Here is a 26,413-nt window from a genome sequence, read left to right on the forward strand (position 1 = left end):
CGCGTATCCGAACGGACACGCCTTGGCCCGGCCCCCGTTGGCAGCGGGGGCCGGGCCGTCGAGCGCGGCTGCTCAGCCCTGGCGGGCCTTGAAGCGCGGGTCCTTCTTGTTGATCACGTAGGTCACGCCACGGCGGCGCACCACCTGGGCGCCGGGCCTGGCCTTGAGGGCGCGCAGGGAGTTGCGGACCTTCACGACTGCCTCCTCCTGTTTCTCGGCGCCGTTCAGCGTTCCTCGCGGAACGGCACGTGCTCCCCCGCCACCGGGTCGTACTTGCGCAGGACGAGCCGGTCGGGGTCGTTGAGGCGGTTCTTGCGGGTGACGTAGGTGACGCCGGTGCCCGCCGTCGACTTCAGCCTGACGACCGGGCGTGCGGTGCTGCGTGCCATGGTGCTCCTTCCGACCGCGGCGCGGGCTGCCGTTCTGTCCCGCGCATGTCAGTCACGCCTCACAACACGGACGGCGGCGGGGGCATTCCCGAGGGCCGTGCCGGTCAGCACTCCTGCCGCAGCCGCGTCATCACCCGCACCCCGAAGCGCAGGCCCTGCAGCGGCACGCGCTCAGCACGACCTGCATGAAGTCGGCCACGTGGCCCAGCTTGGCCAGCTCCGCGTCCAGGTCCTCGGCGTCGTGGTCGAGGTCGGCCCCCTGGAGGCGCGCGGGCTCGGCGAGCAGGGCACACACCGGTTCGATCAGCCGGACGGGGAAGGTGTGCCGGCCGATGCGGGTGAGGGACTCGGCGAGGTCGGTGACGGCGTTCTCGTCGTTGGGGGACGAGCCGTGTCCGGCGCGACCCGATGCCGTCAGCTCCAGCCACGCCATGCCGCGCTGGGCGCTCTCGATCGGGTAGAGGCGCCGGGTGTCGTCCAGAGCGTGGCTGAAGCCGCCGCCCTCGCCGATCGCCTCGGTGACGCCCTCGAACAGCTCGGGCCGGTGCTCCACCAGCCAGTGGGCACCGAACCTGCCGCCGGCCTCCTCGTCGGCGAGGAAGGCGAGGACGATCTCGCGGGCGGACCGGGTGCCGGTGCGGGCGAAGTGGCGGGCGGTGGCCGGCGTGACGGCCACCGTGTCCTTCATGTCGATGGCGCCGCGTCCCCACAGGTAGCCGTCCCGGATCTCGCCGGAGAACGGCGGCAGCTGCCACTCGGCCGCGTCCGCCGGTACGACGTCCAGATGGCCGTGGACCAGCAGCGCCCCCGGGAGGCGTCGACACCGGGGATGCGGGCGACGACCGCCTTCCTGCCCACCGGGGCCCGGCTCGCCTTCGTGCCGTACGCGCTCGCCGACCACGACGCCTACACCGCCCGCGTGCGTGGCGCGCTGTCCGGCGCCGGAATCGAGGTGCGGGGCGTGCACGAGGGCGGCGTTCGCTCGCGCGGCTCGGCGAGGCGGACGCGGTGTTCGTCGGCGGCGGCAACTCCTTCCGGCTGCTGTCCGCGCTGTACCGCACGGGGCTGCGCGAGGCGTTGATCAAGGCGGTGGCCGGCGGGCTGCCGTACATGGGGGCCGGCGCCGGGACCAACATGGCGGCGCCCTCGCTGCGCACCACCAACGACATGCCGATCGTCGAGCCGCCGTCCTTCGAGACGCTCGGGCTGGTCCCGTTCCAGATCAATCCGCACTACCTCGACCCGGACCCCGCCTCGACGCACAAGGGCGAGACCCGCGAGGAGCGGCTTCGGGAGTTCCCGGAGGAGAACGACGTGCCCGTGCTGGGCCTGCGGGAGGGGTCCTGGCTGCGGGTCGAGGGCGAGCGGGCCGTGCTCGGCGGCGAGCGCGACGCCCGGCTGTTCCGGCGGGGAGCGGAGCCGCGCGAGTTGTCGGTGGGCGCGGGCCTGTCCGAACTCTTCGCGGTGCGGGGCGAGTTCGACGCCCGCTCCCGACCGCAAGCGCGACCGGGGGCAGTCTTCGACGAAGAGGACCGCGCGGGCGGCCTTCTCGGACGGCCGAGACCCGACCCGGCCACGACCGCCGCGCCGCGCGGTCTGTCGGAGACACCATGTCGTCAATAGCCTGGTGGGACAAGGCCGTTGTCGACCGAGGAGCCTCATGTCCACCGCGCAGCAGGTCCCCGACATCCTCTCCCCCGAGTTCGCGGCGAACCCGTATCCGGCCTACCGGACGATGCGGGACAGCGCGCCCCTCATCCGGCACGAGGCCACGCAGAGCTGGATCGTCTCGCGCTACGAGGACGTGGAACGGGTCTTCAAGGACCGTGCGGGGCAGTTCACCACGGAGAACTACGACTGGCAGCTCGAGCCCGTGCACGGCAGGACGATCCTCCAGCTGAGCGGCCGGGAGCACGCGGTCCGGCGCGCGCTCGTCGCCCCGGCCTTCCGCGGGGCCGACCTCCAGGAGCGCTTTCTGCCGGTGATCGAGCGCAACTCCCGGGAGCTGATCGACGCGTTCCGGCACACGGGACGTGCCGACCTGGTCGCCGACTACGCCACCCGGTTCCCCGTCAACGTCATCGCGGACATGCTGGGTCTGGACAAGGCCGACCACGACCGGTTCCACGGCTGGTACACGTCGGTCATCGCCTTCCTGGGCAACCTCTCGGGGGACCAGGAGGTCGCCGCCGCCGGTGCGCGCACCCGCGTGGAGTTCGCCGAGTACATGATCCCCGTCATCCGGGAGCGCCGCGAGAAGCCGGGCGACGACCTGCTGTCCACGCTGTGCGCCGCCGAGGTGGACGGGGTGCGGATGAGCGACGAGGACATCAAGGCGTTCTGCAGCCTGCTGCTCGCGGCAGGCGGCGAGACCACCGACAAGGCGATCGCCGGCATCTTCGCCAACCTGCTGGCCCACCCGGAGCAGTTGGCGGCCGTGCGCGAGGACCGGAGTCTGATCCCGCGGGCCTTCGCCGAGACGCTGCGCTACACCCCGCCGGTCCACATGATCATGCGTCAGACGGCGACGGACGTCACGCTCAGCGGCGGGACGATACCCGCCGGCGCCACCGTCACCTGCCTGATAGGCGCGGCAAACCGGGACGAGAACCGCTACCGCGACCCGGACCGCTTCGACATCATGCGCGACGATCTGACCACCCCGACCGCCTTCTCGGCGGCCGCCGACCATCTCGCCTTCGCGCTGGGACGGCACTTCTGCGTCGGGGCGCTGCTGGCGAAGGCCGAGGTCGAGACCGGGGTGGGGCAGCTCCTCGACGCCCTGCCCGACCTGCGCACGGAGGACGGGTTCGAGGTCGTGGAGCGGGGCGTGTTCACCCGGGGCCCGCAGTCACTGCCGGTGCGGTTCACCCCCGCGGCCTGAGGGGCCGTACGCGTCAGGCCACGACGGGCGTGAAGACGGCGGGCAGCGTCGTCAGACCGCGCATCCAGATGGAGGGACGCCAGTTCAACTCCCTCGGCTCGACGGCGAGTACGAGATCGGGGAGGCGTTCCAGCAAGGTCTCGACCGCGGTGCGGGCGATGACGTCGGCGAGCAGCGGCGCCGGGTAGGGGCAGCGGTGTTCGCCGTTGCTGAAGGAGAGGTGCGCGGAGTTCTCGGCGCCGACATGGGCCTCGGGCCACAGCTGCGGGTCGGTGTTGGCCGCGGCGAGGCCGAGGACGAGGCAGTCGCCGGCCCGGATCTGCCGGCCGCCCAGCTGGGTGTCGCCCACGGCCCAGCGGCCGATGAAGTTCTGCGTGGGGGTGTCCAGCCACAGCACCTCGTTGAGGGCCTCCCCCACGCTGAGGCGGCCGCCGGAGACGTTGAGGGCGAAGCGCTCGTCGGTGAGCAGCAGGCGGAGCGTGTTGCCGATCCAGTTGCCGGTGGGCTGCTGGGCGGCGGCGATGACGGAGATCAGGTCCTGGACGATCTCCTCGTCGGTCAGTCCCGCCGGGTGGGTCAGCATCCGGGAGGTGACGTCGGGTCCGGGGCGTTCGCGCTTGTGGCGGACCAGCCGGTGGATGCGCTCGCCCACGCGCGTGTAGGCGGCGACCGGGTCGTCGCCCTCGGCTGCGTCGAGGGAGATGCGCAGGTCCTCGACGAGTTGCCGGGTCTCGGCGCCGCTGTGCGGCATCCCGCACATGCGCACGGCGGCGATCATCGGCAGCGGGTGGGCGTAGCCGCTCATCAGCTCGGCGCGGCCGCTGCCGGCGAAGGCGGCGATGAGCCGGTCGGCGAGCTGCCGGCAGTCCCGGGCCAGTTCGAACTGGTCGACGCCGGCGAGCGCCTGGGTGATGACACCGGCCCGCCGCCGGTGCTCCTCGCCCTCGGTGAACAGGACGGACGGCTGATGCCCGACGTAGGGCAGCAGGGGCCAGTCGGGCGGGATGCTGCCCCACTGGTTCCAGCGGCGCGAGTCCCGGGCGAACAGGTCGTCGTGGCTGGTCACATAGCTGACCTCGGGATAGCCGAGGACCAGCCAGGCGGGGATGTCGCCGTCGAGGAGCACGGGTGCGACGGCGCCGTGTTCGGCGCGCAGTCCGCGGTACAGCTCCGACGGGGTCTGCTGGTACTCCAGCCCCGCCAGTGGCACGGCGTCCGGGTGCGCGGGGCATCCCGGCGCGGCGACGGGGTGGGGTGAGGGGTCCAGTTCGGTCACGATGCGCTCTCCCGGGCCAGGGCCAGTTGGTAAAGGTGGTCCACGAGGGTGACCAGTACGTTCTTGCCCGACGTCCGCACCCGTGCGTCGCAGTCGATCAGCGGCACGTGGTCGGGCAGCGCGAGGGCCAGCCGGATCTCGTCCAGGGAGTGCCGGGCGGTGTCGTCGTCGAAGCGGTTCACGGCCACCACGAAGGGGGTGCGATGGTGTTCCAGCCGGTCTATCGCGTACCAGGAGTCGTCCATGCGGCGGGTGTCCACCAGGACGACCGCGCCGAGGGTGCCGGAGAAGAGCCGGTCCCACAGGAACCAGAAACGCTCCTGACCGGGGGCGCCGAACAGGTACAGCACCATGCGGTCGTTGAGGCTGATGCGGCCGAAGTCGAAGGCCACCGTGGTGGTGGTCTTCGCGGTGACCGAGCCGGTCTCGTCGACGCCGACCCCGGCCTGGGTCATGACCTCCTCGGTGTTGAGCGGCCGGATCTCGCTCACGGAGCGGACGAGAGTGGTCTTGCCGACTCCGAAGCCGCCCACGACGACGATCTTCAGCCCGGTCTCCGCGGCGTCGGTCAGCGGCGTGCGGCTCAAGGGCGCGAGGGCTTCCGTGACCGTGTGCGGGACCGCGGAGGCCGTCGGGTCAGAGGTTGCGGAGTCCATGGAGCACCTCCTGGAGCAGGGCGGTATCGGGGTGCGACGCGGCGGTCTGCCCCAGGCGCGGGTGGCGGGCGGTGATACTGCCGGTGGCCAGCAGGTCGCCGAGCAGGATGCGGACCACCGTGATCGGCAGGGCCAGCTCGGCGGCGAGTTCGACCACGGCCGTGGGGTGCCGGCACAGGTCGAGGATGCGGACGTGTTCCGACTGCATGCCGGCCGTCGGCCCGCACTCGGCGACCACCAGGGTGACGAGGTCGAACGAGTCGTCGGCACGGCTGCGCCCGCCCGTGACCGTGTAGAGCCGGTCGGGTGCGCCGGTGTCCACGGGCCTGCGCGTCACGACGAGCTGCCCCCGGGGACGGCGTGGCGCGGCTCGGCCCTCAGGTGGTCGCCGATCTGCTCGACCAGCTCGGTCATCTGGTGGCCGACGACACCGGGATCGGCGTCCTCGACCGCGACGACGGCGAGGTGGGCGCCCTCGCCCGCTTCCACGATGAACAGCAGGCCGCCGTGGAACTCGGTCATGGAGTGGCGTACGCCGCCGGTTCCGTTGCCGAACTCGACGGAGGCGCCCTGGGCGAGGGCCTGGATGCCCGAGCAGATCGCGGCGAGCTGGTCGGCCCGGTCCAGGGTGAGGTGCTCGGTCCAGCAGAGCTTGAGGCCGTCGCGGGACAGGACGAGGGCGTGGCGGGTACCGGGGGTGCGGTCCAGGAGGTTCTGCAGGAGCCAGGTGAGGCTGTTGTCGGTGGTCTGCATGGTGGGTGCGGGGCCGGTGGTTCCCGGTGCTGCGGTCACCGGCCCGTTCCTCCAATCTCACGAGCGGCACGAGCGATAGGGGCGAATGGCGGAGCGGGGGAATCGACCAGCGCCGTACGGTGCGAGGCGTGTGCCGGTACGGGCATGGGCCCGGTCCCTAGTCCCGGGCGGGCGGTTCGGGCTCCGGTGTCCCGGCGGCCCCCGCGGACCGCCGTGCGCGGTGGAAGGCGCCGAAGCTGGCCCCGGCGTCGCGCTGGGCGGACGCCGCCGGGTCGGCGGGCCGCCGGTGGTGGTCACGCCGTTCACGCTCGGCCTCGGCCATGGTGCGGCCCGGGGAGCGAACGGGCAGTCCGCCCGGCGTGGCCGCCGCGGGTCCGGGTGGCGCCGCCTGTTCGGGCAGCACGGCCCGGTCCACCGGCCGGACGTCCGGGACACGCCGCGCGTGTGCCGGGGCTTCCGCGGTGGGGGCGGGCCCGGGGACGGCGTAGCCGCCGCCACCGCCGAACGTACGGCCGGCCGGCGCGGGCCCCGGGTCCCGTTGCTGGGCGAGCAGCTGGGGCGGCACCAGGACGACGACGCCCGTACCGCCGCGCGACGAGGGCCGGTAGCTCACTCCGACGCCGTACTTGGCGGCCAGCCGTCCCACCACGGCGAGGCCGAGGCGGGTGCCCTGGAGGGAGGCCAGGTCGTTCATCCGCCCCGAGACCGCCTCTTCGGCGTGGCGCATGGCGGCGTCGGCCATCTTCAGCCCGCTGTCCTCGATGGTGACGACGATTCCGGCGGTACGTTCCTCCACATAGACGTGGACCTCGTCGATGGGTGGCGAGAAGTTGGCCGCGTTGTCCATGAGTTCGGCCAGCAGGTGCATGACGCCCTCGGCCGCGTAGCCGGAGATCGCGGCGTCGGTGGAGCAGTGCATCCGGACCCGCTGGTAGGCGGCGATCCGGCCGACGGCGCCGCGCAGGATGCTCTCCATCACGATGGGCCTGTTCCACGCCCGGCTGGAGCGTCCGCCCATCAGGAGGGCCAGCCGGTCGGTGATGAGGCCGAGCTGCGAGGTGCTGTGGTCCAGGCGCAGCAGATCGCCGAGGACCTCCTCGCCGTGACGATCCTGCATGTCCCTCAGGTCGGCGAGCATGCTGACGGCCTTGGCCTGGACACGGCTGAGGGACTTGGCGGAGGCGGCCTGCGCGGCGGCGGTGCGGCGCTCGCTGTGGGCCAGTTCCCGGACGAACAGCTCGGCGCAGGCGCGCGGCCCCGCTCCCCGCGGCCACTCCAGCTCGGACAGGACGATCTCCGCCGAGGTGCCGTCCCGCAGTTTCTCCACGGCGGCGGGCAGCGTGCTCTTGGTGAGCTGTTCCAGCTCGGCGGCGCTCGTGCGTGCCTCGTGCACCGCCTGCTGCCGCCGGGACTCGGCGTCCGCGGCGTGCCGCACGGCGTCCTGCACCAGCACGGCGAAGCTCTGTACGACCTGACGCAGGTGGGGGCCGGAGGCGGGGGCGGTGTTGGCGACGGCCTCCTCCGCGCCGGTGCCGTCGCGGACTTGCTGCGCGATGCCCGGCAGCGCCACGTTGACGAGGTGGATCAGGCCGGCGTTCTCCTGCGCGAGCCGGCCCTTGAGGGCGCTGATCTCCGTCCGCCGGGCCGCCGCCGTCCGGCGTGCCCGTCCGACCAGGTGGGAGCCGAGGCCCACGGAGAGTGCGACGCACAGCCAGGAGGTGACGGCGAGGGTCGCGGTCCAGCTCCGGGCGGTGTCGGGAGCGGCCGCCCAGGCGGCGCCCGCGGCTGCGGCGGCGGCCGGGAGCACGAGCAGCGGGACGGCCGGGACGGAGCGGCCGGATTGCTGCGTCCTGGGCGGCGTGGGGGGTGCAGACACTGACATTCCGCGGTCCCTCGGGTCCTTGAGAGCGGGGAGAAGGCCGGTCGGCCTGGGGCGGCCGCGGGCCGGAGCCGTGCCACCGGGTGCGTGGTGATCACTACGGTGGGCCTGCGGCTCATGCTAGTCAGCGCGTTGGCCTCCCATGCCGGACCGACCGCAGACCCCACCGAGGAGGGAACTTTTCCGACATCTCGCCAATCGAACGCAGCGATGTGGTACTGGCGTTCTTCTCGGAGCGGAGGTTCGCCGGAGCGGACCGCCCGGCAGCACCGTCTGGACGAACGCGGGATGCGGTGGGGCCCGACTCCGGTTCGGATGGATGCCATGCGCAGACCCATAGCCGTGGCGAAACGCCACTCACGCCTGCTCACCTCAGGCATCATCCTCGCCGCCCAGTCACTCCTCCTGACGCTGTCCGCCGTCCCGGCCTCGGCCGACGACACGCGGACGCCCGCCCGCGGTACCGCCCACATGGGCACGGGCGTCCTCGCCCACGAAGGCGTCCAGGGCCGGCCCGTCGGCACCCGCGTCGCCCAGACCGAGGGGGTGGACGTCTCCAGCCACCAGGGCAACGTCGCCTGGTCGACCCTCTGGAACAGCGGTGTGAAGTGGGCCTATGTGAAGGCCACCGAGGGGACCTCCTACCGGAACCCGTACTTCGCCCAGCAGTACGGCGGTTCGTACGACGTCGGCATGGTCCGCGGCGCGTACCACTTCGCGACCCCGGACACCGCGGGCGGCGCCGCCCAGGCGGACTACTTCGTCGACCACGGCGGGGCCTGGTCCAAGGACGGCAAGACGCTGCCGGGCGTCCTGGACATCGAGTACAACCCGTACGGGGCCACCTGCTACGGGCGGACGCACAGTCAGATGGTGAGCTGGATCCGGGCCTTCCTGGACCGGTACAAGGAGCGCACCGGCCGCCACGCCGCCATCTACACGTCCACCAACTGGTGGACGCAGTGCACCGGGAACTACAGCGGTTTCGGCGCGAGCAACCCGCTGTGGATCGCGCGGTACGCCTCGACGGTCGGGGCGCTCCCGGCCGGCTGGGACTTCCACACCATGTGGCAGTACACCTCGTCCGGGCCGACCGTCGGCGACCACGACAAGTTCAACGGGGCGCTGGACCGTGTCAAGGCCCTGGCCAACGGCTGACGCGCACACCCGCGCCCTCGCCGGCCGTCGTCTCAGCGGCCGGCGAGGGCGCCCAGGATGTCGGCGACCTGCTCCCGGACCACGTCCCGGGCCCCCGCGGGCAGGGCGCCGACGTCCGTCCGTTCCAGGACGTCCAGGGCCTCGTCGGCGCCCGCGTCGCAGGTGGCGCTCTCGCTGAGCACGTCGTAGCCGTCCCGGACGGCGACGCGCAGTCGCCGCCTGCCGTCGCCGTCGGTGTGCACCGCGGTGGCGACCACCAGCGGCGGCGGGCCGCCGGCTTCGGCGGGCTGCTTGCGGTAGCCGCTGGCCAGGGGGGTGCGCCAGCGCAGGCCGAGCATCAGGTGACGCTTCGCCATCACCTCGGCCAGATCGGTCTCGTAGGGGCGGTCCGGGCCCAGCACCGTGGCGCGGGCGTCCAGCACGAGGGCAGCGGGCAGCAGGCAGCGCAGGCTGCTGCCCACGAGGTTGCCGCCGACGGTGGCCGTCCGGCGTACCGCTCCGGTGCCCACCGAGCCCGCCGCCCGGCGCAGCACCTCAGGTACCCGGTCGTCTATGCGGTGCAGCACCACGGCCGCGCCCAGCGACTCGGGTTCGACGGTGTTCGCCTCCGGCAGTGCGCGCAGCGACATGGCCAGTTCCGGGAAGCCGTCGCGCTGCCAGGTGGCCCACACGAGCGTGGCCCCGCCGATGGGCACCGCCCCCTGCGCCATGCACTCCTGTGCTTCGGACACGGATGTGGGCTGACGCAGCAGCATGGCGATCGACCTGCTTCCCGGGAGTCGGCGGCCGGACGACACCTCGTCTTCCGCCGGGTGATCACGGTCACTGGAATTGTCCGCACCGCAAAGGGGGCGCGTACAGGGCTCACTCCTTTCCCGTGTGCGCCCTTCGCGCGCCGAGCAGTGCGTCGGTCAGTTCGGCGCGCAGGCGTTCAGCGTCCTTGCCGACGAGTGCGGGAACCTGGGCGTTCCACGACGCCGCGGCCCGGTCCAGGGACTCGGCGCAGGCCCGCCGGGCGCGGCGTCCCAGCAGCGCGGCGGCGAGGGGCACGAGCGGGCGGGCGAAGGAGCGGCCCCTGGCCCGTATCTTCACGGTGACCAGCCAGTGTCCGTCCGGGGCGGGGCGCGGCACGACCGTGACGCCGACGCGGGCGAACGCGTGCGTCAGGGTTCCGGTCAGGGGAGCGCGGGACGGGTGACGGCCCTGGCCGGTCGCCTGCCACCACCCGTCCAGGTCGAGGTGTACACGTCCGGTGCCGCCCAGGTGCTTGTCCCGCTCGCCGCCGCTCGGGGTCAGCGCCGCCGACAGCGACGCCTCGCGCGGCCGTTCGGCGCTCGTGAGCGTGAGGGCGCAGTCCAGTCGGACCGGGTGGTCCGGGCCGCCGTCGACGGTGACGACCTCCAGCGCGGTCTGTCGGCGACGGTCCCAGGCGAGCACGGTGACGCACTGGTCCGCGTCCGGTTCCCCGCTCTCCTCGTTCACGGGCCGGTACCGCGCGCCCGGCCGCAGATGCCGGCCCTGTGCCAGCACCAGTCCGGGCAGCGGGCGGCCGTCGGGCAGCCGCAGGCGCGCTGCCTCGGCGTTCGCGTCCTCGGCCTCCGTGTCCTCGGCCAGGTCGTGCAGCGTGGCGACGCACGCCTCGAACCAGCGGCGCGGCACGGGGGCGAGGGTCACTGTGTGCTGGAAACGGGCCATGCGGCGAGGGTGGCCGCCCGGAGGGTGCCGTGTCAGGAGGGCGGCCGGGCAGTGAGGAGGCGGCGTTGGTTGCCGGGTTGCGGAGGTCGCCGCGGTGCCGGTGGCGTCAGTGTCCGTCCGCCTCCGGGCGTCGCGCGACGAAGACGAACTCCCGGCCCTCGCGGTCGGGGGCTGCGCGCACCTCGCGCACCACGTACCCCTGTCCGGTCAGGTCGGCCGCCACCTCGTCCCGCTCGCGGAAGCGCAGCGTCGAGTCGGAGGTGAGCACCTGGCCGTCCGCCGCGAAGACGTAGGTCCACCGGAAGGTGACCAGCGGGCCGCTCACGTCCAGGAGCCGGCACCAGCTCTCCACGGGGCCCGTGCCGGGAATCCGAGCGACCTGGTGCGTGTGTTCCCGGGTCCACTCCTCCCAGGCGCGCCGGGCCGGGTCCCGCGTCTCGAACACCAGGTGTCCGCCGGGCCGCAGGGCCTCGTACGCGCCGCGCAGCGTCGCCTGCCACTCGTGGCGGCCGGTGATCGCCTGGGCGACGTTCGCCGTCATGGTCGCCAGGTCGACGCGCAGCGGGGGCAGTGCGGCGGCGTCGCCCTCGATCCAGCGCACCCGGTCGGCGCCCGGCTTGTTACGGGCCACGTCGAGACTGGCCCCGGCGGGATCGACGCCGACGACGTCCATACCGCGCTCCGCCAGCAGCAGGGCGAACACGCCGGTCCCGCACCCGATGTCCAGCACGCTGCTCGCGCCGAACTCGTCGGCCGTACGCAGGTACGCATCGAGGTCGCCGCGGTCGGCGTCGAGCACGTCGTAGAGCGCGGCGAGCCGCGGATGCCGGAAGCACTCGTCAGCCATACGGCCGACGATAGCGCCGGTCCGGCCGGGGAACAGGGGTAGGCATGCGCGCACTCGTCATCAACTGCACCCTCAAACCCTCGCCCCAGCCGTCGAACACCGAGGCGCTCGCCGCCACCGTGATCGCGGCGCTCAAAGGTCACGGGGCGGAGGTGGACGTGGTCCGGGCCGTCGACCTGAATCTGAAACCGGGGGTCGAGACCGACATGGGCGACGGGGACGACTGGCCGGGCGTGCACGAGAAGCTGCTGGCCTCGCAGATCCTGGTCGTCGCGTCGCCGACCTGGCTGGGCCGCCCGTCGTCCGTCGCCCAGCGGGTGCTGGAGCGCATGGACGCCATGCTCGGTGAGACCGACGACGAGGGCCGCCCGGTCGCCTACAACCGGGTCGCGGGCGTCCTGGTCACCGGGAACGAGGACGGCGCCCATCATGTCATCAGCGAGATCAGCGGCGGGCTCGCGGACATCGGCTACACCGTCCCCGGCCAGGCCTGGACCTACTGGCACCTCGGCCCCGGTCCCGGTCCGGACTTCCTCGACGACGAGCGCGGCCACGACTGGTCGGTGTCCACCGGCCGGGCCATGGCGTCCAACCTGGTGCACGCGGCGCGCGCCCTCGGTGCGATGCCGCTGCCGGCGCCGCCGTCCTGATCGCGACGCCGGCCGGCATGTCTGCCGGTGCCGATACGGGGCATTCGTGCACGAGCAACGACATACACAACGCATGAGGAGCTGAAGTCCGCCATGACGCACGACCTGACCCCGAAGTACACGGTCCCCGGCATCGAGCGCGAGGCCGCCGGGCGGCTGATCGGTGTGCTTCGGCTGCGCCTGCACGCCCTCAACGACCTGCACCTGACGCTGAAGCACGTGCACTGGAACGTGGTGGGTCCGCACTTCATCGCGGTCCACGAGATGATCGACCCCCAGGTGGACCAGGTGCGCGAGATGGCCGACGACGTCGCGGAGCGCATCGCCGCGCTCGGCGGGGTGGCCCAGGGCACCCCAGGGGCGCTGGTGGCCGAGCGCAAGTGGGACGACTACTCCATCGGACGGGCGGACGCCATCGCCCATCTCGGCGCGCTCGACGTGGTGTACACCGGCGTGGTCGAGGGCATGCGCGCGGCGGTCGAGGAGGCCGGCAAGATCGACACCGCCACGGAGGACCTGCTGATCGGGCAGCTCAGGGACCTGGAGCAGTTCCAGTGGTTCGTGCGGGCCCATCTCGAGAGCGCGGGCGGCACCCTCGCCACGGGCAGTGCCACCTCCGAGACGGAGGCGGCGGCACGCGGCGCGGACGTCTCGTAACCGGGTCGTCCGAACCCCGGGGGCCGTGTCCCGCCCGTGCGGCCGGGACACGGCCCCCGGGGCGCCTCAGCGCCGGCCGAGGCGACGTTCGCCGCGGCTGCCCTGCTCGTAGGGCAGGTGGTAGTGGGCGAAGACCGCTCCCTCGTCCTCGGCGGCGAGCTCACCGTCCGGGTCGATCCCCGGGGCGTCCTTGACCAGCGACTTGTCGTAGGTCACCTTCACGTACTGCGGCCCCACGGTGGCCTTGTCCACCGGCACGAAGACGAGCCGCCGGCGGGTCGGCAGGCCGATCGTGACCGTGGCGAACGCGGGCCGGTCGGTGAGGGTGTCGAAGTAGATGGACTCCAGGGTTCCGATCTTGCGGCCGTCGTAGTCCACGACGTCGAGGCCGCGCCAGTCACGAATGTTTTCGGCTTCAAACATGCCTGTTCTTCCCTTCCGAGGACGCGCTCTCTGTCGTGTTCCCCGCTTCGCCCGGCTGTCGCCTGTTTGTCCCCTCACCGGCGTACGGAAGCGGATCCGGGATAGGCTGCCTGGCCGGAAGGAGTGCCCGGGCGGCGGACGGGTGCCGGGCGGAGCTCCGAAGGGGGATCGAGTGTGGACGGCGCAGACGCTCCGGGTGGCCCGGCCCGTGTGCGGACCGGCGCGGTGCTCGACGTGGGCCCGCTGTCCGGCCGTACGGGTATCCGGGCCAGCGGTGAGATCAACGTGAGCACCCGGCTGTCCTGGGAGAAGGCCCTGACCGAGCTGTCCCGGCAGCACACCGACGTGTCCTACGTGGAACTGTCCGGCGTGCGGTTCGTCGACGTGGCCGGGGTGGCGGCGCTGGCCGTCACGGCCATGGGGCTGCCCGTCGGCCGGGTCGTGGTGGAGCGCCCGCCCCCGCAGCTTCCGCGGGTCCTGGACCTTTTCTGGCCGTCCCTGCACCGGATCGAGGTGGCGCCGCGATGAGCACGCCGACCACCGAGGAGACATTCACCCACCTGGCGCTGTTCTACCGCTCGGAGGCCGAGTACACGGACCGGACGGTGGCGTTCGTGCGGGAGGGGCTGGCCGCGGGCGAGCCGGTGGCGGTGGCCGTGCCCGGCCCCAACCTGGAGCTGGTGCGGGGCGGGCTGGGCGCGGACGCGCGGGACGTCACCTTCCTGGACATGACCGAGGCCGGGCGCAATCCGGGGCGCATCATCCCGGGCGTGCTGCGCGCGTTCGCCGACGCGCACGCGCGGGTCCGGGTGCGGATCGTCGGCGAGCCGGTCTGGGCCGGGCGCAGCGCCGCGGAATACCCGGCGTGCGCCCAGCACGAGGCGTTGATCAACGCCTCGTTCGCGGGCCGCCCCACGACGATCCTGTGCCCGTACGACGAGACCCGGCTGGCCGCCAACGTCCTGGCCGACGCCCTGGCCACCCACCCGACGGTCATCGCCCAGGGGGACGCGCGGGCCAGCGAGGCCTACGACTGGCGTGCCGTCGTCGCCCGTTACAACGAGCCGCTCACCCGCCCGCCCGACGCCGGCGTCCTCGCCTTCAGGGCCGGGGAGCTGCCCGAGGCGCGCCGCTTCGCGGTCGACCGGGCGGCCTCGCTCGGGCTGGCCGGGCGGCGGCTGCAGGACGCGGAACTGGCGGTGTCCGAGCTGACCACCAACAGCGTGGTCCACGGCGGCGGCGGCGGAACGCTGGCGGTCTGGGCCGAGGCGGGACAGGTGGTGTGCGAGGTCCGCGACGGCGGGCGGCTGACGGATCCGCTCGCCGGCCGCCGGCCCGCGGAGCCCGGTCAGATCGGCGGCCGGGGCCTCCTGCTCGTCCACTACGTCGCCGACCTGGTGCGGGTGCACACCACCGACGGGGGCACCGCGGTCCGCTTCTGTCTCGGTCTGTGAGGCGCCCGCCGCCGGGCGGCGCGGGCACCGTCCCCGAGCCCTCCCCGCGCCCTCTCCGGCCGTTTCGGCGCTTCGCCATGCATACGCCGTCTGACTCGGGGTAGGCGACCGTGCGTCGGCCGACAAGGTGACAACGACGACCGATCAACCGGGAGGGCACATCATGACGACGACCGCGCAGGCCACCGAGCACGCCACGGCGGAGATGCCGGAGATCGCGGACCCGTCCAAGGTGGCGCCCAAGGACGCGCGGGAGTTGTCGAAGCTGTTCTTCGAGCAGCTGACGGTGCTGGAGGAGGGTACGCCCGAGTACCAGTACGCCCGCAACACGCTGATCGAGATGAACATGTCCCTGGTCCGCTTCGCGGCCGGCCGGTTCCGCAGCCGCGGACCGGAGGAGATGGAGGACATCGTCCAGGTCGGCATGATCGGCCTGATCAAGGCCATCGACCGGTTCGAACTCACCCGCGAGGTCGAGTTCACTTCCTTCGCGGTGCCCTACATCGTCGGCGAGATCAAGCGGTTCTTCCGGGACACCTCGTGGGCCGTGCACGTGCCCCGCCGCCTCCAGGAGGCCCGCGTCCAGCTCGCCCGCGCCACCGAGGAGCTCCGCAGCCGCCTCGGCCGCAACCCCACCACGCAGGAGCTCTCGGAGCTGATGAGCCTGCCGGAGGACGAGGTCGTCGAGGCCCGGCTGGCGGCCAACGGCTACAACTCCGCCTCCCTGGACGCCACCATCAACGGCAGCGAGGACGGTGAGTCCGCGCTCGCGGACTTCATCGGCGCCGACGACGCCGCCCTGGCCCTGGTGGACGACTTCCACGCCCTCGCTCCGATGATCGCCGAGCTGGACGAACGCGACCGGCAGATCATCCACTGGCGGTTCGTGGAGGAGCTCACCCAGAAGGACATCGGCGAGCGCCTCGGCGTCTCCCAGATGCACGTGTCCCGGCTGATCTCGCGGCTGCTGGCCCGGCTGCGCGAGGGCATGCTCAGCACCAGCTGAGGCGCGGTCCGGCGGTTCAGGCCGCGGTCGTCCTCTTCTTCCGGCGGCCGCGGCCGGCGCTGCCGCCGAGCGCGTCGACGAGTTCCTGGCGGCTCATCCTCGACCGGCCCGCGATGTCCTGCTCGGTGGCCCGCTGGTAGAGCTCGGCCTTGCTCAGTTCCCGCAGCTCGCTTCGGGAGGGTGCGGTGGCCTTCTTCCGGGGCTTGGCGGGCCGTTCGGCCTCCGCCTTCCGTGACGTGGACGCGGCCCGCTTGCCGCCGGGGCTCTTGGACCTGGCCGCCGCCTGCTTGCCGCCGGTGTCCTTCGCCTGCTCCAGGCTGCCGCGCAGGACGTCCATCAGGTCGACGACGTTGGTGGCCTCGGGCGCCTCCTGCGCGACGGCGACCTCCTCGCCCTCGGCCTTGGCCCGGACCAGTTCGCGGACCTTCTCCTGGTAGGTGTCGCGGTAGCGGGCGGGCTCCCAGTCGCCGCTGAGGGCGTCGACGAGTCGCAGCGCCATGTCCAGTTCCTTGCCGCGGCCCACCCGCTCCGACGGCAGTTCCGGCAGCTCCTCGACCGGGTCGCGGACCTCGTCGGCCCAGTGCAGCGTCTGGAGCAGCAGCACCCGTTCCTCGGCGCGCAGGGCGGTCAGGTACTGCCGGTTGCGCATGACGAAGGTGGCGACACCCACCTTGCCGGCCTCGGCGAGGGCAGTGCGCAGCAGTGCGTAGATCTTGAGGTACTCCTTGCCGCGCGGGGCCAGGTAGTAGGTGCGGCCGAAGTAGACCGGCTCGATCCGGTTCAGGTCCACGAAGTCGGTGATCTCGAGGGTGCGGGAGCGTCCCGGCGCGATCTCGTCGAGCTCCTCGGGTTCCACGACGACGTACTCGCCCTCGCCCGCCTCGTAGCCCTTGACGATGTCGGCGGCGTCGACCTCCTTGCCGGTGCGCTCGTTGACCCGGCGGTTGCGGATCCGGTCCGAGGTGCCGCGCTGGAGCTGGTGGAAGTGGACGGTGTGGTCCTCGGTCGCCGTGAACAGGCCGACGGGCACCGAGACCAGCCCGAAGGTGATCACGCCCGTCCAGATCGCCCGTGCCATCGCCGTCCGCTCCCTGTGTGCCCGCCCGTACCGCCCGGTCCAGCCCGTACCGCCCGCACCGCGCGGTCCTGCCACGCTGCCATCCGGCTCGCTTCTCCGCGCGCCGGACGCAGCACACGGGTGGGCGGCCGGGCGACAGCGCGCGGATCGGCCGCGGCCGTTGTTCCCTGTGAGGTGCGGGACGGCAACCGCGGCCGGCACCTCGGCCGTCTCCCCCGTCGGACCGTCGCACGACGCCGCAGCGAGCCGCACCACAGCCGAACCGAGGGACGCCCCATGAGTCTTCGTCTGAAGCCGATCACCCGCGAGGAGCACCTGCGCTTCGTCGCGGCCCGGCCGTCCGTGAGTCACCTGCAGGTCCCCGCCTGGGGCGACGTGAAGCCGGACTGGCGGGCGGAGAGCCTGGGGTGGTTCGACGAGGGCGGCGAACTGGTGGGCGCGGGGCTGGTGCTGCTGCGGCCGCTGCCGAGGCTGAAGCGGTACCTGGCCTATCTGCCGGAGGGCCCGGTCGTCGACTGGACGGCGGACGGTCTGGAGCGATGGCTGGAACCGATGCTCGCGCACCTGAGGGAGCGCGGTGCGTTCACGGTGCGGATGGGGCCGCCGGTGGTGGCACGACGCTGGAGCGCCGACGCCGTCAAGGCGGCCATCTCCGACCCCGGGGCGCGGCGGCTGGGCGACGTGGAGGCGACGGTGCGCGAGCCGGGGGCGGACGACGTAGCGCAGCGGCTGCGCGCGATGGGGTGGCGGCGCACCGAGGCGGGCGGCGAGGACGGCTTCGCCGCGGGCCAGCCGCGGTACGTGTGCCAGGTGCCGCTCGCGGGACGTACGCAGGAGGACCTGCGAAGCGGCTTCAACCAGCAGTGGCGGCGCAACGTCAAGAAGGCCGAGAAGGCCGGCGTGAAGGTCGTCCGGGGCGACCGGGAGGACCTGGCCACCTTCTACGAGTTGTACGTGGAGACCGCGGAGCGGGACCGGTTCGTGCCGCGCCCCCTCGCCTACTTCCGGCGCATGTGGACCGCGCTGACGGCCGAGGACCCGGACCGCATGCGCCTGTACCTCGCCCACCACGACGGCGAGGTGCTCGCCGCCGCCACGATGCTGAGGGTGGGTGAACACGTCTGGTACTCGTACGGCGCGTCCACGAGCCGTCGGCGCGAGGTGCAGCCCAACAACGCCCTCCAGTGGCGGATGATGTGCGACGCCCGTGAACTGGGCGCCGCCGTCTACGACTTCCGCGGCATCACCGACACCCTGGACGAGGGCAACCACCTGCTCGGACTGCTCCGGTTCAAGGTCGGCGCGGGCGGACAGGCCGTGGAGTATCTCGGCGAGTGGGACTTCCCCCTCAACAAGGTGCTGCACAAGGCCGTGGCCCTGTACCTGGCGCGGCGCTGAGTCAGCCCGACGGCGTCGCCGCCCTCGTCCTGCCGCCGCGCGCCGGGACGGCGTAGAGCGCGGAGGCCACCACCGTGCCGGACGGCAGGGAGAGATCGATGTCGCCCGGGGCGCGGGCGACCGGTCCGGTGCAGGTCGACGCTCAGGGCCGCCGCGGTGACGCCTCAGGCCAGGGCGAGCGCACCGGCCGGGTTGACGGCCGCATCCGTTCCGTCTCGGGCACCGAGCCGACCCACGGCCTCGACCTGTCCGGCTGCGGTGATCTCGACTAGGTGCGGGCCCGCTGGCCGACGCGGTGCGCGACCTGCCCGCGGGTGCCCGGCTGCACGGCCGGGAGTCGGACCCCAATGTCTTCACCGGCCGCCCGGTCGAGGTGGCGCCCTTCGACGCCGTACTGGAGGCCTGCCCGCGCTGCTGCTGCTCTTCGACGCGCACTCGATGCCGGCCAGCCGGCGTGCGCTGGAACTCGCGGGGGTGGACGGGCCGCACGCCTTCGCCCAGGCGACGGCCGAGGTGGGGTGCGACGCGGACGGCAGGCCCACCGGGCTGCCACGCCAGGACGCCGCCTGCGACCTGGTGGAGCGGGTCGCGCCGCAGCCCACCCGTGAGGAGCCTCGCGACCGGCTCGCCGCCGCCCTGCGCGCCATGGCCGCCTCCGGACTGACCGGCGGCCACGTGATGGTTGACCGTCCTCGACGTCGACCCGACCCATCGGGCGGCGAGTCTGTGACACGGTGGGTGCCCTGCGGCCCGTCGCTTCCCGGGCAGCGGGCTCCGGTGCCGGCGAGGTGAGGCGGGGTGGCAGATGTCACGACTCCTGGTGGTGCAGAACCATCGCGGCGGCGGGCTCGGCCGGTTCGGCGACTGGCTGGTCGCGGACGGAGTGGCACTGGACGTGGTGCACGCGTACGCCGGTGCGCCGCTCCCCCGGCGTCCGGAGCACGACGGCATCATGGTGCTCGGCGGTGGCTACCTGCCCGACGACGACGAGCGCGCGCCCTGGCTCGCACCCACCCGGGCACTGGTCGCCGAGGCGCTGGACCGGGAGGCGCCCGTCTTCGGGATCTGTCTGGGCGGGCAGCTCCTCGCCCAGGTGGCGGGTGGCACGGTGCGCGGTGGGCACGGCGAGCCCGAGGTGGGCAGCACGCCGTTGACGCTGCGGCCGGAGGCCGGCGCCGACCCGCTGTTGCGGGGACTGCCGGAGCGGGTGACGGCGGTCGAGCAGCACGTGGACGCCGTCACCGTACTGCCGCCCGGCGCCGCATGGCTCATGGCGAGTGAGCGGTGCCCGTACCAGGCGTTCCGGGTCGGCGAGCGGGCGTGGGGCGTGCAGTTCCACCCCGAGGCGGGGGCGGACCGGGTCGCGGCGTGGGACGCCGGCCGGCTCCGCGCCCGGGGGCTGGACCCGGTGGAACTCGTCCGCCGGGCCGGACTCGACGAGCCCGCGGCCGAGGCGGTCTGGCGCGAGGTGGCCCGGCGCTTCGCCTCGGTCGTCGTCGGGGCGTGAGGCCCGGCCGCAAGTACCCCGGCCCGTGAGCTTCAGCTCGCGAAGGCACCCCGTTCGGTGAAGGCCGCCTCGGCGAACCGTTCGCCGATCAGACGGTGCGTGGCGGCGTCCGGGTGGACGCCGTCGGGCAGGGGAAGGTCCGCCGCGTCGGCCTCTCCGTAGAGTGCGCGGCCGTCGAGGTGGTGGAGGTTCTCGTCCTCGGCGGCCCGCTCCGTCACGATCCGGGACAGCTCGTCCCGGATGACGTTCAGGGTCAGCTTCCCGCTCGCGCGTTCGGCGGGGTCGCCGGTGGCGACGAACCGCACGCGGCCGTCGGTGAAGTCGGGGGCGAGGGGGCCGGGGGTGTCCTCGTGCACGGGGCACAGGATGGGTGAGACGACCAGCAGGGGAACGGTGGGATGGCCCTCCCGGACGGTGTCGAGGAAGCCGTGCACGGCGGGGCCGAAGGCACGCAGCCGCATGAGGTCGGCGTTGACCACGTTGATGCCGATCTTGACGCTGATCAGGTCGGCCGGGGTGTCGCGCATGGCCCGCGCGGTGAACGGGTCGAGCAGGGCGCCGCCGCCCAGGCCCAGGTTGATCAGTTCGACGCCGCCGAGGGAGGCGGCGAGGGCGGGCCAGGTGGTGGTGGGGCTCGCGGCGTCGGAGCCGTGACTGATCGAGCTGCCGTGGTGCAGCCAGACCCGGCGGCCGGGGTCCGGGGCGGCCGCCACGGGGGCGTTGGTGCGCAGCGCGACGAGTTCGGTGGTCTCGTTGTGCGGCAGCCAGATCTCGATGTCCTTGCTGCCCCCGGGCAGGTCCGTGAAGCGCAGGGTGCCGGCCGGACCGGACTCGAGGCCCGCCGTGCCGGCGGTCATGTCGATGGTGAGGGTGTTCCCGCCCGCGACGCTGCCCCGGCCCGCCGGACGGCCGTTCACGAGCAGGTCGTACACGCCGTCCGGGCGCGGCGGAGCTCCGGCGTAGACGCGCTTGGTGGGCAGCGTGTCCAGTTCGAGGGCGGTGGCGCGGGTGCGCAGGGCCAGGCGTACGCCGGAGGGCTGGGACTCGGCCATGGCCAGCTGTCCGTCGTTGTTCTGCGCACGGGCGCGGGCGGGCAGCCGGTGGGGCAGCAGACCGCGCTCCGTCCGCTCCAGGTCCAGGGCGCCCCGCAGGAGGTCAGGGGTGATCGGCGTGGTGATCCAGTCGTCCGTGGTGTTCATGTCGCCTCCGGCGGTGGTGCGTCTTACGGCTCTACTCATTCCTTCATCAATTATGCATAGACCTAATAGCATTAGGCAAACCGCTTGGCGCGTCAGGAACACGGTCGGAACGTCCCGTGGCAGGAGTGACAACTTCCGCCGGGAAAACGCCACCGGTACCGACCGCACTCCTGCGAAGAGGTACTTTCCGGCCATGCACACCGTCGCCGTTCTCGCGCTGGACCAGGTGATCCCGTTCGACCTGTCCACCCCGCTCGAGGTCTTCGCCCGCACCCGGCTCCCCGACGGCAGCCCGGGCTACCGGATCCGCGTGTGCGCGGAGCACCCCGAGATCGACGCCGGCGCCTTCACCCTGCGGGCCCCCTGGGGTCTGGACGGGCTGCGGGACGCGGACACGATCATCGTCCCCGGTACGGCCGCCGCGAGCGACCCGCTCTCCCCCGCCGTCCACGACGCGCTGCGCACGGCCGCCGGGAGGGGGACCCGGATCGCGTCCATCTGCTCGGGCACCTTCCCGCTGGCCGCCACCGGGCTGCTCGACGGGCTGCGGGCCACCACCCACTGGATCGCCGCCGAGGCCCTGGCCGACGCGTATCCGGACATCGACGTCGACCCGGGCGTCCTGTACGTCGACAACGGCCAGATCCTCACCTCGGCCGGCGCCGCCGCAGGCCTCGACCTGTGCCTGCACATGATCCGGCGCGACTACGGCTCGGCGGTCGCCGCGCACGCCGCCCGGCTGTCGGTGATGCCCCTGGAACGGGAAGGCGGGCAGGCCCAGTTCATCGTCCACGACTGCACGCCCGTGCCCCGCGGCTCCGCCCTCGAACCCCTGCTGACCTGGCTGCGGGAGAACCTCGCCCGCGACCTCACCCTGACCGACATCGCCGCCCACGCCGGGGTGAGCACGCGAACGCTGATCCGCCGTTTCCGGGAGCAGACCGGCAGCACCCCGCTGCAGTGGCTGCACCGGGCCCGCGTACGGCAGGCACAGCACCTGCTGGAGACCACACAGCACTCCGTGGAACGCATCGCCGCCCAGGTCGGATTCGGCTCCCCGACGGCCTTCCGTGACCGCTTCAAACGCACCACCGGAGTCAGCCCGCACGCCTACCGGCGCGCCTTCGGCTGACGGGCACCGGGCTGGAGGAACTCGCGCGGGCCGAACGGGAGGCCGAGCGTGCCGAGCGGCACCTGCACGACGCACGCGCGGAACAGGCGGACGCCGAGGAGTCGCTGCGCGCGGCCGACGACGAACTCGCCCGAGTCCAGGAGACGGTGGCCGCCGACGAGGAGCGGCTGCGGGCGGCGCACGAGGACCGCGACCGGGCCGAACGCAACCGGCGCGAGGCCGAGGAGCGGCACCGTACGGCCGCACACTCGGTGGCCCGAGGCCGAGCGGGAGGCACGGGCGAGCACGCGCGAAGTGGTCCGTCTGGGCGGCGGGACCAAGTCATACGGCTCGTCCGATTGAGTACCCGTACTCATGAGGTGATTCCCTCCACCGGGGGACGCTTGCCGCACGAGCCATCCACAGGGAGACGACAACCGTGCGTACCAGCAACCGAGTTCACCGGACACCGGCCGCACCCGCCGGCCGCACCACCCGTTCCGTCCGCTGTCTCCTCCTGGCCTGTGCCGTCGGCGCGGCCGTCCTGACCGGCTGCTCCATGGAGGAGGCCACCTGCGGCGGCGGCGAGTACCCGGTCCTGTCCGTCGGTGGGACCGGCTCGGCATGTGTGCCCAATGGCGAGGAGCCGCCCGAGGGTTACACCCGCTACCCCGAGGGCAAGGTCCCGGAACACGTGGGTGACAAGTGGGACACCTACTGGCAGACGCACACCGTCGACGAGCACGGGAAGATCGTGGAGGTGCCCGAGGGCGGGTGACCACCGCTCTGCGCGGTCCGAACACATGCACTGGGTTGCGGCGGCACATACCACGACAGCGACCATACGTGGTATACCGACTCGGCAGCGCACAGGGCAACAACCGGGGCTGCATGTCAGCCTTCACGGCCGTGAACCAAGGAGAGTCGCCACCATGTCCGAGAGCACCATGCAGTCCGCCACGGAACTGGCCTCGCAGTACAGCACCCAGGTCAACGACGACCTGGAGCGCAACGTCAAGGAGCAGGAACGTGTCAGCACCGAGATCACGGCTCTCCAGCAGCAACTGGCCGCGCTGCAGCACGACCACGCCCTGCTGGTGAACATGCAGCAGGCACTCGGCATCACCGCGCCTGCCCAGTCGTCCACCGCACCGGAGCCCGCTGCAGAGACGGCCGCCGTGCCGGCGCCGCGGGGCGGCACCGCCGGGCAGTCGGCCAAGGGTGGGCGCACGCGGAGCAAGAGGGCCACCACCGCGCCCAAGCGCGCCGCCGCCCCGAAGCCGGGTGCCAGGAAGGCTTCGAAGCCGGCCGCCAAGAAGGCGACCAGGTCGACCACCACGACCGCGGCCGAGCCGGCCACCGAGGCACCCGCGAAGACGACCACCAAGCCGGTCGCCAAGTCGACCGCCAAGCAGGCGCCCAAGGCCGCCGGGAAGTCCGCGGCGCAGAAGACGCCCAGTCGGCCCACCCTGGTGGAACTGGTGCGCGAGCACCTCGCCGGGCAGCGGGAACCGCGCTCCGCCGCCGAGGTCACCGCGGCGCTGGGCGAGGCCCACTCCGGGCGCGCCGTCAAGACCACGGTCGTGCGCACCACGCTCGAGGGACTCGTCGCCAAGAACCAGGCCCAGCGCACCAAGCAGGGCACCTCGGTCTACTACAGCGCCACCGAAGCACCGGCGCCCGCGCAGCAGCAGGACCCCGCGGCCGAGTCCGCGGCCGCGCAGAGCGGCAGCTGAGCCACCCCGCCGCTGGCGCCGTCCCGTCATCCGTCACCCGGGTCCGACGCGGCGCGCGACCGGGCCGGAACGGGGTGAGTATCGGTGGATGGGTGTTGTACTGCCGGTGCTCTTCGCACTCCTCGCCGCGTTCAGCAACGCGCTGGCCACCGTGCTGCAGCGGCGGGCGGCGCTGAGCGTGCCGCAGTCCCAGGGCTTCCGCCCCGGGCTCGTCCTCGATCTGCTGCGGCGGCCCGTGTGGCTCGGCGGCATGCTGGCCGTGGTGGTCGCCGGTGTCGGGCAGGCGGTGGCCCTGGCGACGGGTCCGCTGTCACTCGTACAGCCCCTGTTCGTCCTGGAACTTCCGCTGGCGCTGCTGCTGGCCTCGCTGCTGACCGGCAACCGGATGCCGGAGGCGGTGTGGCTCGCCGTGGGCGGGGTGGTCGTGGGGCTCGGTGTCGCGCTGGCCTCGGCGTCGCCGGACGGTGGGAAGGCCGACGTGCCCCTGGACCGCTGGATGCCGGCGCTCGCGGCCTGCGCGGGGGCGGCCGTTCTGCTGGCGGCGGTGGGCCTGAAACGGCCCGTCGGCAAGGCTCGCGCCGGGTGCCTCGGCGCGGCCACGGCGGTGTGCTACGCGCTGACGGCCGCGCTCATGAAGGACTCCATGCGCGTGCTGGACGCCGACGGCGTCGTCGGCTTCTTCACCACCTGGCAGACCTACGGTTTCGCCCTGGCCGGGGTGTGCGCCGTACTCCTGCTGGAGCACGCCATGCAGGGCGGTCCGCTCGTCGCCTCCCAGCCCGCACTCACCCTGGGCGACGCGACGGTGAGTCTCCTGCTCGGCGTGGTCCTGTACCGGGAGGACCTGCGCGGCGACTGGTGGGTCCTGCCGCAGTTGCTCGGGGTGGCGCTCCTCGTGGTGGGGGTCCTCAGCCTGGCCCGGCGCGGCGTGGATCTGCGCACCGCTCAGTGAGCATCCCCGGGCCGGGCGGCGGGTCGCCGCCGGGGTGCCCGTCCCGCACGGCTGACCAAGATGCCCGAAGCGACCACCTGGTGCACAGTGGACACTGCCGCGCTTCTTGCGCCGCCACAAGGAGGCCGTGTGACCAGCAATGAGAGCGCCGTGCAGCCCTCGCTCGGCGTCCATTCCGAGGTCGGCAGGCTGCGCAAGGTCCTGGTCTGCTCCCCCGGGCTGGCGCACCGGAGGCTGACCCCCACCAACTCCGGGGAGCTGCTCTTCGACGACGTCATGTGGGTGGAGAACGCCCAGCGCGACCACGCCGCCTTCGTCGGCGAACTGCGCCGGCGCGGGGTCGAGGTGGTGGAGCTGCACGACCTGCTGGCGCAGATCATGGCGATGCCCGAGGCGAAGGCGTGGCTCCTGGACCGGAAGATCGTCGCCAACCAGGTCGGCGTCGGCCTCGTCGACGCGACCCGCGCCTACCTGGAGACCCTCTCGCCGAGGGAACTGGCCGAGTACCTCGTCGGCGGACTCGCCACCAGTGATCTGCCGGAGGACTTCCGCTCCCCGCACCTCGCGATGGCCCGTGGGGCCACCGGCGCCCGCGCGTACCTGATGCCGCCACTGCCCAACACCCTGTACCCGCGCGACACCACCTGCTGGCTGTACGGCGGACTCACCCTCAACCCGCTGTACTGGTCGGCGCGGCACGACGAGACGCTGCTGATGAAGGCGATCTACACCTTCCACCCCGACTTCAAGGGCTCGACGGTGTGGTGGGGCGATCCCGAACAGGACTGGGGCCAGGCCACCCTCGAGGGCGGCGACATCATGCCCGTGGGCAACGGGGTCGTCCTCATGGGCATGAGCGAGCGCACCTCCCGGCAGGCCATCACCCAGCTCGCCGCCGCCCTGTTCCGCAACGGGGCCGCCGAGCACGTCGTCGTCGCCGGGATGCCGAAGCTGCGCTCCGCCATGCATCTGGACACCGTCTTCACCTTCGCCGACCGCGAGGTGGTGACCCTCTACCCGCGCATCATGGACGCGGTGCACACCTTCTCGCTGCGCCCCGGCGACCGGGGCCCCGGGTTCGACGTCGTCGACGAGGGGACGACGCCCTTCGTCGACGTCGTCGCCAAGGCCCTCGGGCTGCCGAAGCTGCGGGTGGTGGAGACGGGCGGCGACGCCTACGCCTCCGAGCGCCAGCAGTGGGACGGCGGCAACAACGCCGTCGCCGTGGAACCGGGGGTGGTGTTCACCTACGACCGCAACACCCTGACCAACGCGCTGCTGCGGGAGGCCCGGGTGGAGGTCGTCACCATCGTGGGCGCGGAACTGGGCCGGGGACGCGGTGGCGGGCACTGCATGACGTGTCCGCTGGTGCGGGATCCCGTGGACTTCTGACCCGCGCGGCCCGAGCGCCCTCAGCGGCAGAACCCGTACGCCTGCTCCAGCCACCGGTGGAGTGCCGTGTGCACACTGCCGGGGAGCACGCTGAGCTGGTCGATGGCGGCCCGGTCCCCCGCGGAGGGCGCGATACCGGCGGTGGTGAGCAGGGCGAGCAGGTCGAGACGGCGCAGGTCGACGGGGTCGACCCGGCAGGCGACGCGCTCGGCGGGGTTGGGCGGCTGGAGCAGGAAGTCGCCCGTCGTGTCGCGGGAGCGCGAGGGCGTCGGGGCGGTGGCGGTCGGAGCAGTCGTCGTGTGCATACCGCGGT

At 72.9% G+C, this 26,413-nt stretch carries 29 protein-coding genes and 3 pseudogenes; 16 read left to right on the forward strand and 16 right to left on the reverse strand.

Annotation, left to right across the window (positions count from 1 at the left end; genetic code table 11):
• Positions 1–72 precede the first annotated feature (72 nt).
• From ykgO to AB0P07_RS25175, 3 genes and pseudogenes are all read right to left on the reverse strand, one after another.
• The gene (ykgO, locus tag AB0P07_RS25165) at positions 73–195 is read right to left on the reverse strand and encodes a type B 50S ribosomal protein L36 (protein WP_003978293.1); all 123 of its coding nucleotides are present in this window, start codon (positions 193–195) and stop codon (positions 73–75) included.
• Positions 196–224: 29 nt separating this feature from the next.
• Positions 225–389 carry a 50S ribosomal protein L33 gene (gene rpmG, locus AB0P07_RS25170; protein ID WP_019330754.1) on the reverse strand — a complete coding sequence of 55 codons (165 nt, stop codon included), beginning with the start codon at positions 387–389 and terminating at the stop codon, positions 225–227.
• 144 nt (positions 390–533) lie between these two features.
• Positions 534–1,244: pseudogene (locus AB0P07_RS25175) on the reverse strand (M20/M25/M40 family metallo-hydrolase); the annotation flags it as partial.
• Between AB0P07_RS25175 and pepE the strand changes: the two are divergent.
• Both pepE and AB0P07_RS25185 read left to right on the forward strand, forming a co-directional pair.
• Positions 1,231–1,871: pseudogene (gene pepE / locus AB0P07_RS25180) on the forward strand (dipeptidase PepE); the annotation flags it as partial. The pseudogenes AB0P07_RS25175 and pepE sit on opposite strands and share 14 nt — an antisense overlap.
• A 178-nt stretch (positions 1,872–2,049) precedes the next feature.
• Complete coding sequence (locus AB0P07_RS25185) at positions 2,050–3,273, forward strand: cytochrome P450 (protein ID WP_365554286.1); 1,224 nt, start codon at positions 2,050–2,052, stop codon at positions 3,271–3,273.
• A 13-nt stretch (positions 3,274–3,286) separates the two neighbouring features.
• Here AB0P07_RS25185 and AB0P07_RS25190 read toward each other — a convergent pair whose 3' ends face one another.
• From AB0P07_RS25190 to AB0P07_RS25210, 5 genes are all read right to left on the reverse strand, one after another.
• Positions 3,287–4,549 carry a cytochrome P450 gene (locus AB0P07_RS25190; RefSeq protein ID WP_365554289.1) on the reverse strand — a complete coding sequence of 421 codons (1,263 nt, stop codon included), beginning with the start codon at positions 4,547–4,549 and terminating at the stop codon, positions 3,287–3,289.
• A complete protein-coding gene (locus tag AB0P07_RS25195) occupies positions 4,546–5,205 on the reverse strand; it encodes an ATP/GTP-binding protein (RefSeq protein ID WP_365554292.1) in 660 nt (219 codons plus the stop codon). The genes AB0P07_RS25190 and AB0P07_RS25195 overlap by 4 nt, the downstream gene beginning before the upstream one ends.
• Positions 5,186–5,542, reverse strand: coding sequence for a DUF742 domain-containing protein (locus tag AB0P07_RS25200; protein WP_031038983.1), 357 nt, complete (start codon positions 5,540–5,542; stop codon positions 5,186–5,188). Before AB0P07_RS25200 ends, AB0P07_RS25195 begins: the two co-directional genes overlap by 20 nt.
• Positions 5,539–5,958, reverse strand: coding sequence for a roadblock/LC7 domain-containing protein (locus AB0P07_RS25205; protein WP_164417489.1), 420 nt, complete (start codon positions 5,956–5,958; stop codon positions 5,539–5,541). Before AB0P07_RS25205 ends, AB0P07_RS25200 begins: the two co-directional genes overlap by 4 nt.
• A 157-nt stretch (positions 5,959–6,115) precedes the next feature.
• Positions 6,116–7,840 carry an ATP-binding protein gene (locus tag AB0P07_RS25210; protein WP_365554295.1) on the reverse strand — a complete coding sequence of 575 codons (1,725 nt, stop codon included), beginning with the start codon at positions 7,838–7,840 and terminating at the stop codon, positions 6,116–6,118.
• Positions 7,841–8,161: 321 nt separating this feature from the next.
• Here AB0P07_RS25210 and AB0P07_RS25215 point away from each other — a divergent pair, with 321 nt between their 5' ends.
• Complete coding sequence (locus AB0P07_RS25215) at positions 8,162–8,995, forward strand: lysozyme (protein WP_365554298.1); 834 nt, start codon at positions 8,162–8,164, stop codon at positions 8,993–8,995.
• A gap of 32 nt (positions 8,996–9,027) precedes the next feature.
• Here the strand turns inward: AB0P07_RS25215 and AB0P07_RS25220 are convergent, their stop codons facing one another.
• The 3 genes from AB0P07_RS25220 to AB0P07_RS25230 all read right to left on the reverse strand — a co-directional run bounded on the left by AB0P07_RS25220 (position 9,028) and on the right by AB0P07_RS25230 (position 11,537).
• Positions 9,028–9,750 (reverse strand): FAD binding domain-containing protein, encoded by a 723-nt coding sequence (locus AB0P07_RS25220; protein ID WP_365554300.1) that lies wholly within the window; start codon positions 9,748–9,750, stop codon positions 9,028–9,030.
• A gap of 109 nt (positions 9,751–9,859) precedes the next feature.
• Complete coding sequence (locus AB0P07_RS25225) at positions 9,860–10,690, reverse strand: hypothetical protein (protein WP_365554302.1); 831 nt, start codon at positions 10,688–10,690, stop codon at positions 9,860–9,862.
• A 106-nt stretch (positions 10,691–10,796) separates the two neighbouring features.
• Positions 10,797–11,537: a class I SAM-dependent methyltransferase gene (locus tag AB0P07_RS25230; protein ID WP_365554305.1), complete on the reverse strand. Its 741-nt coding sequence runs from the start codon at positions 11,535–11,537 to the stop codon at positions 10,797–10,799.
• A 44-nt stretch (positions 11,538–11,581) separates the two neighbouring features.
• Here AB0P07_RS25230 and AB0P07_RS25235 point away from each other — a divergent pair, with 44 nt between their 5' ends.
• Positions 11,582–12,187: a flavodoxin family protein gene (locus AB0P07_RS25235; RefSeq protein ID WP_365554308.1), complete on the forward strand. Its 606-nt coding sequence runs from the start codon at positions 11,582–11,584 to the stop codon at positions 12,185–12,187.
• A 93-nt stretch (positions 12,188–12,280) separates the two neighbouring features.
• Positions 12,281–12,844, forward strand: a complete 564-nt coding sequence (locus tag AB0P07_RS25240) for a DNA starvation/stationary phase protection protein (RefSeq protein ID WP_362484198.1) — start codon at positions 12,281–12,283, stop codon at positions 12,842–12,844.
• A 66-nt stretch (positions 12,845–12,910) separates the two neighbouring features.
• Here AB0P07_RS25240 and AB0P07_RS25245 read toward each other — a convergent pair whose 3' ends face one another.
• A complete protein-coding gene (locus tag AB0P07_RS25245; protein WP_365554311.1) occupies positions 12,911–13,267 on the reverse strand; it encodes a PRC-barrel domain-containing protein in 357 nt (118 codons plus the stop codon).
• 174 nt (positions 13,268–13,441) lie between these two features.
• On the opposite strand from AB0P07_RS25245, the gene AB0P07_RS25250 reads away from it, so the two are divergent.
• The 3 genes from AB0P07_RS25250 (at position 13,442) to AB0P07_RS25260 (ending at position 15,727) form a co-directional block, all read left to right on the forward strand.
• A complete protein-coding gene (locus AB0P07_RS25250; protein WP_365554315.1) occupies positions 13,442–13,795 on the forward strand; it encodes an STAS domain-containing protein in 354 nt (117 codons plus the stop codon).
• Positions 13,792–14,721: an anti-sigma factor RsbA family regulatory protein gene (locus AB0P07_RS25255; protein ID WP_365554319.1), complete on the forward strand. Its 930-nt coding sequence runs from the start codon at positions 13,792–13,794 to the stop codon at positions 14,719–14,721. The genes AB0P07_RS25250 and AB0P07_RS25255 overlap by 4 nt, the downstream gene beginning before the upstream one ends.
• A 160-nt stretch (positions 14,722–14,881) precedes the next feature.
• The gene (locus AB0P07_RS25260) at positions 14,882–15,727 is read left to right on the forward strand and encodes an RNA polymerase sigma factor SigF (RefSeq protein WP_365554579.1); all 846 of its coding nucleotides are present in this window, start codon (positions 14,882–14,884) and stop codon (positions 15,725–15,727) included.
• Between the two features lie 16 nt (positions 15,728–15,743).
• Here the strand turns inward: AB0P07_RS25260 and AB0P07_RS25265 are convergent, their stop codons facing one another.
• Positions 15,744–16,805 carry a Ku protein gene (locus tag AB0P07_RS25265; protein WP_365554322.1) on the reverse strand — a complete coding sequence of 354 codons (1,062 nt, stop codon included), beginning with the start codon at positions 16,803–16,805 and terminating at the stop codon, positions 15,744–15,746.
• Between the two features lie 276 nt (positions 16,806–17,081).
• Here AB0P07_RS25265 and AB0P07_RS25270 point away from each other — a divergent pair, with 276 nt between their 5' ends.
• The 3 genes and pseudogenes from AB0P07_RS25270 to AB0P07_RS25280 all read left to right on the forward strand — a co-directional run bounded on the left by AB0P07_RS25270 (position 17,082) and on the right by AB0P07_RS25280 (position 19,710).
• Entirely contained in the window at positions 17,082–18,203 is a 1,122-nt protein-coding gene (locus tag AB0P07_RS25270; RefSeq protein ID WP_365554326.1) for a peptidoglycan bridge formation glycyltransferase FemA/FemB family protein, read from the forward strand.
• A 185-nt stretch (positions 18,204–18,388) separates the two neighbouring features.
• Positions 18,389–18,884, forward strand: a pseudogene (locus AB0P07_RS25275) (amidohydrolase family protein); the annotation flags it as partial.
• 124 nt (positions 18,885–19,008) lie between these two features.
• Positions 19,009–19,710 carry a type 1 glutamine amidotransferase gene (locus AB0P07_RS25280; RefSeq protein ID WP_365554329.1) on the forward strand — a complete coding sequence of 234 codons (702 nt, stop codon included), beginning with the start codon at positions 19,009–19,011 and terminating at the stop codon, positions 19,708–19,710.
• A gap of 32 nt (positions 19,711–19,742) precedes the next feature.
• On the opposite strand, the gene AB0P07_RS25285 is transcribed toward AB0P07_RS25280, so the two are convergent.
• Entirely contained in the window at positions 19,743–20,909 is a 1,167-nt protein-coding gene (locus AB0P07_RS25285; protein WP_365554332.1) for a GDSL-type esterase/lipase family protein, read from the reverse strand.
• A 193-nt stretch (positions 20,910–21,102) separates the two neighbouring features.
• Here AB0P07_RS25285 and AB0P07_RS25290 point away from each other — a divergent pair, with 193 nt between their 5' ends.
• A complete protein-coding gene (locus tag AB0P07_RS25290; RefSeq protein WP_365554335.1) occupies positions 21,103–22,041 on the forward strand; it encodes a helix-turn-helix domain-containing protein in 939 nt (312 codons plus the stop codon).
• Here AB0P07_RS25290 and AB0P07_RS25295 read toward each other — a convergent pair.
• Positions 22,020–22,328: a hypothetical protein gene (locus AB0P07_RS25295; RefSeq protein ID WP_365554338.1), complete on the reverse strand. Its 309-nt coding sequence runs from the start codon at positions 22,326–22,328 to the stop codon at positions 22,020–22,022. The genes AB0P07_RS25290 and AB0P07_RS25295 overlap by 22 nt on opposite strands.
• Before the next feature lie 131 nt (positions 22,329–22,459).
• Between AB0P07_RS25295 and AB0P07_RS25300 the strand changes: the two genes are divergently transcribed.
• The 4 genes from AB0P07_RS25300 (at position 22,460) to AB0P07_RS25315 (ending at position 26,100) form a co-directional block, all read left to right on the forward strand.
• Positions 22,460–22,798, forward strand: coding sequence for a hypothetical protein (locus tag AB0P07_RS25300; RefSeq protein ID WP_365554341.1), 339 nt, complete (start codon positions 22,460–22,462; stop codon positions 22,796–22,798).
• A gap of 154 nt (positions 22,799–22,952) precedes the next feature.
• Positions 22,953–23,756: a hypothetical protein gene (locus AB0P07_RS25305; RefSeq protein WP_365554343.1), complete on the forward strand. Its 804-nt coding sequence runs from the start codon at positions 22,953–22,955 to the stop codon at positions 23,754–23,756.
• Between the two features lie 88 nt (positions 23,757–23,844).
• Positions 23,845–24,708 (forward strand): DMT family transporter, encoded by an 864-nt coding sequence (locus AB0P07_RS25310; protein ID WP_365554346.1) that lies wholly within the window; start codon positions 23,845–23,847, stop codon positions 24,706–24,708.
• A gap of 129 nt (positions 24,709–24,837) precedes the next feature.
• A complete protein-coding gene (locus AB0P07_RS25315; protein ID WP_365554349.1) occupies positions 24,838–26,100 on the forward strand; it encodes an arginine deiminase in 1,263 nt (420 codons plus the stop codon).
• A 20-nt stretch (positions 26,101–26,120) separates the two neighbouring features.
• On the opposite strand, the gene AB0P07_RS25320 is transcribed toward AB0P07_RS25315, so the two are convergent.
• A complete protein-coding gene (locus AB0P07_RS25320; protein ID WP_365554352.1) occupies positions 26,121–26,405 on the reverse strand; it encodes a hypothetical protein in 285 nt (94 codons plus the stop codon).
• Positions 26,406–26,413 lie beyond the last annotated feature (8 nt).

It is taken from the genome of Streptomyces sp. NPDC085944, from assembly GCF_040686295.1.
In the GTDB taxonomy this organism is placed as follows: Bacteria; Actinomycetota; Actinomycetes; order Streptomycetales; family Streptomycetaceae; genus Streptomyces; species Streptomyces salinarius.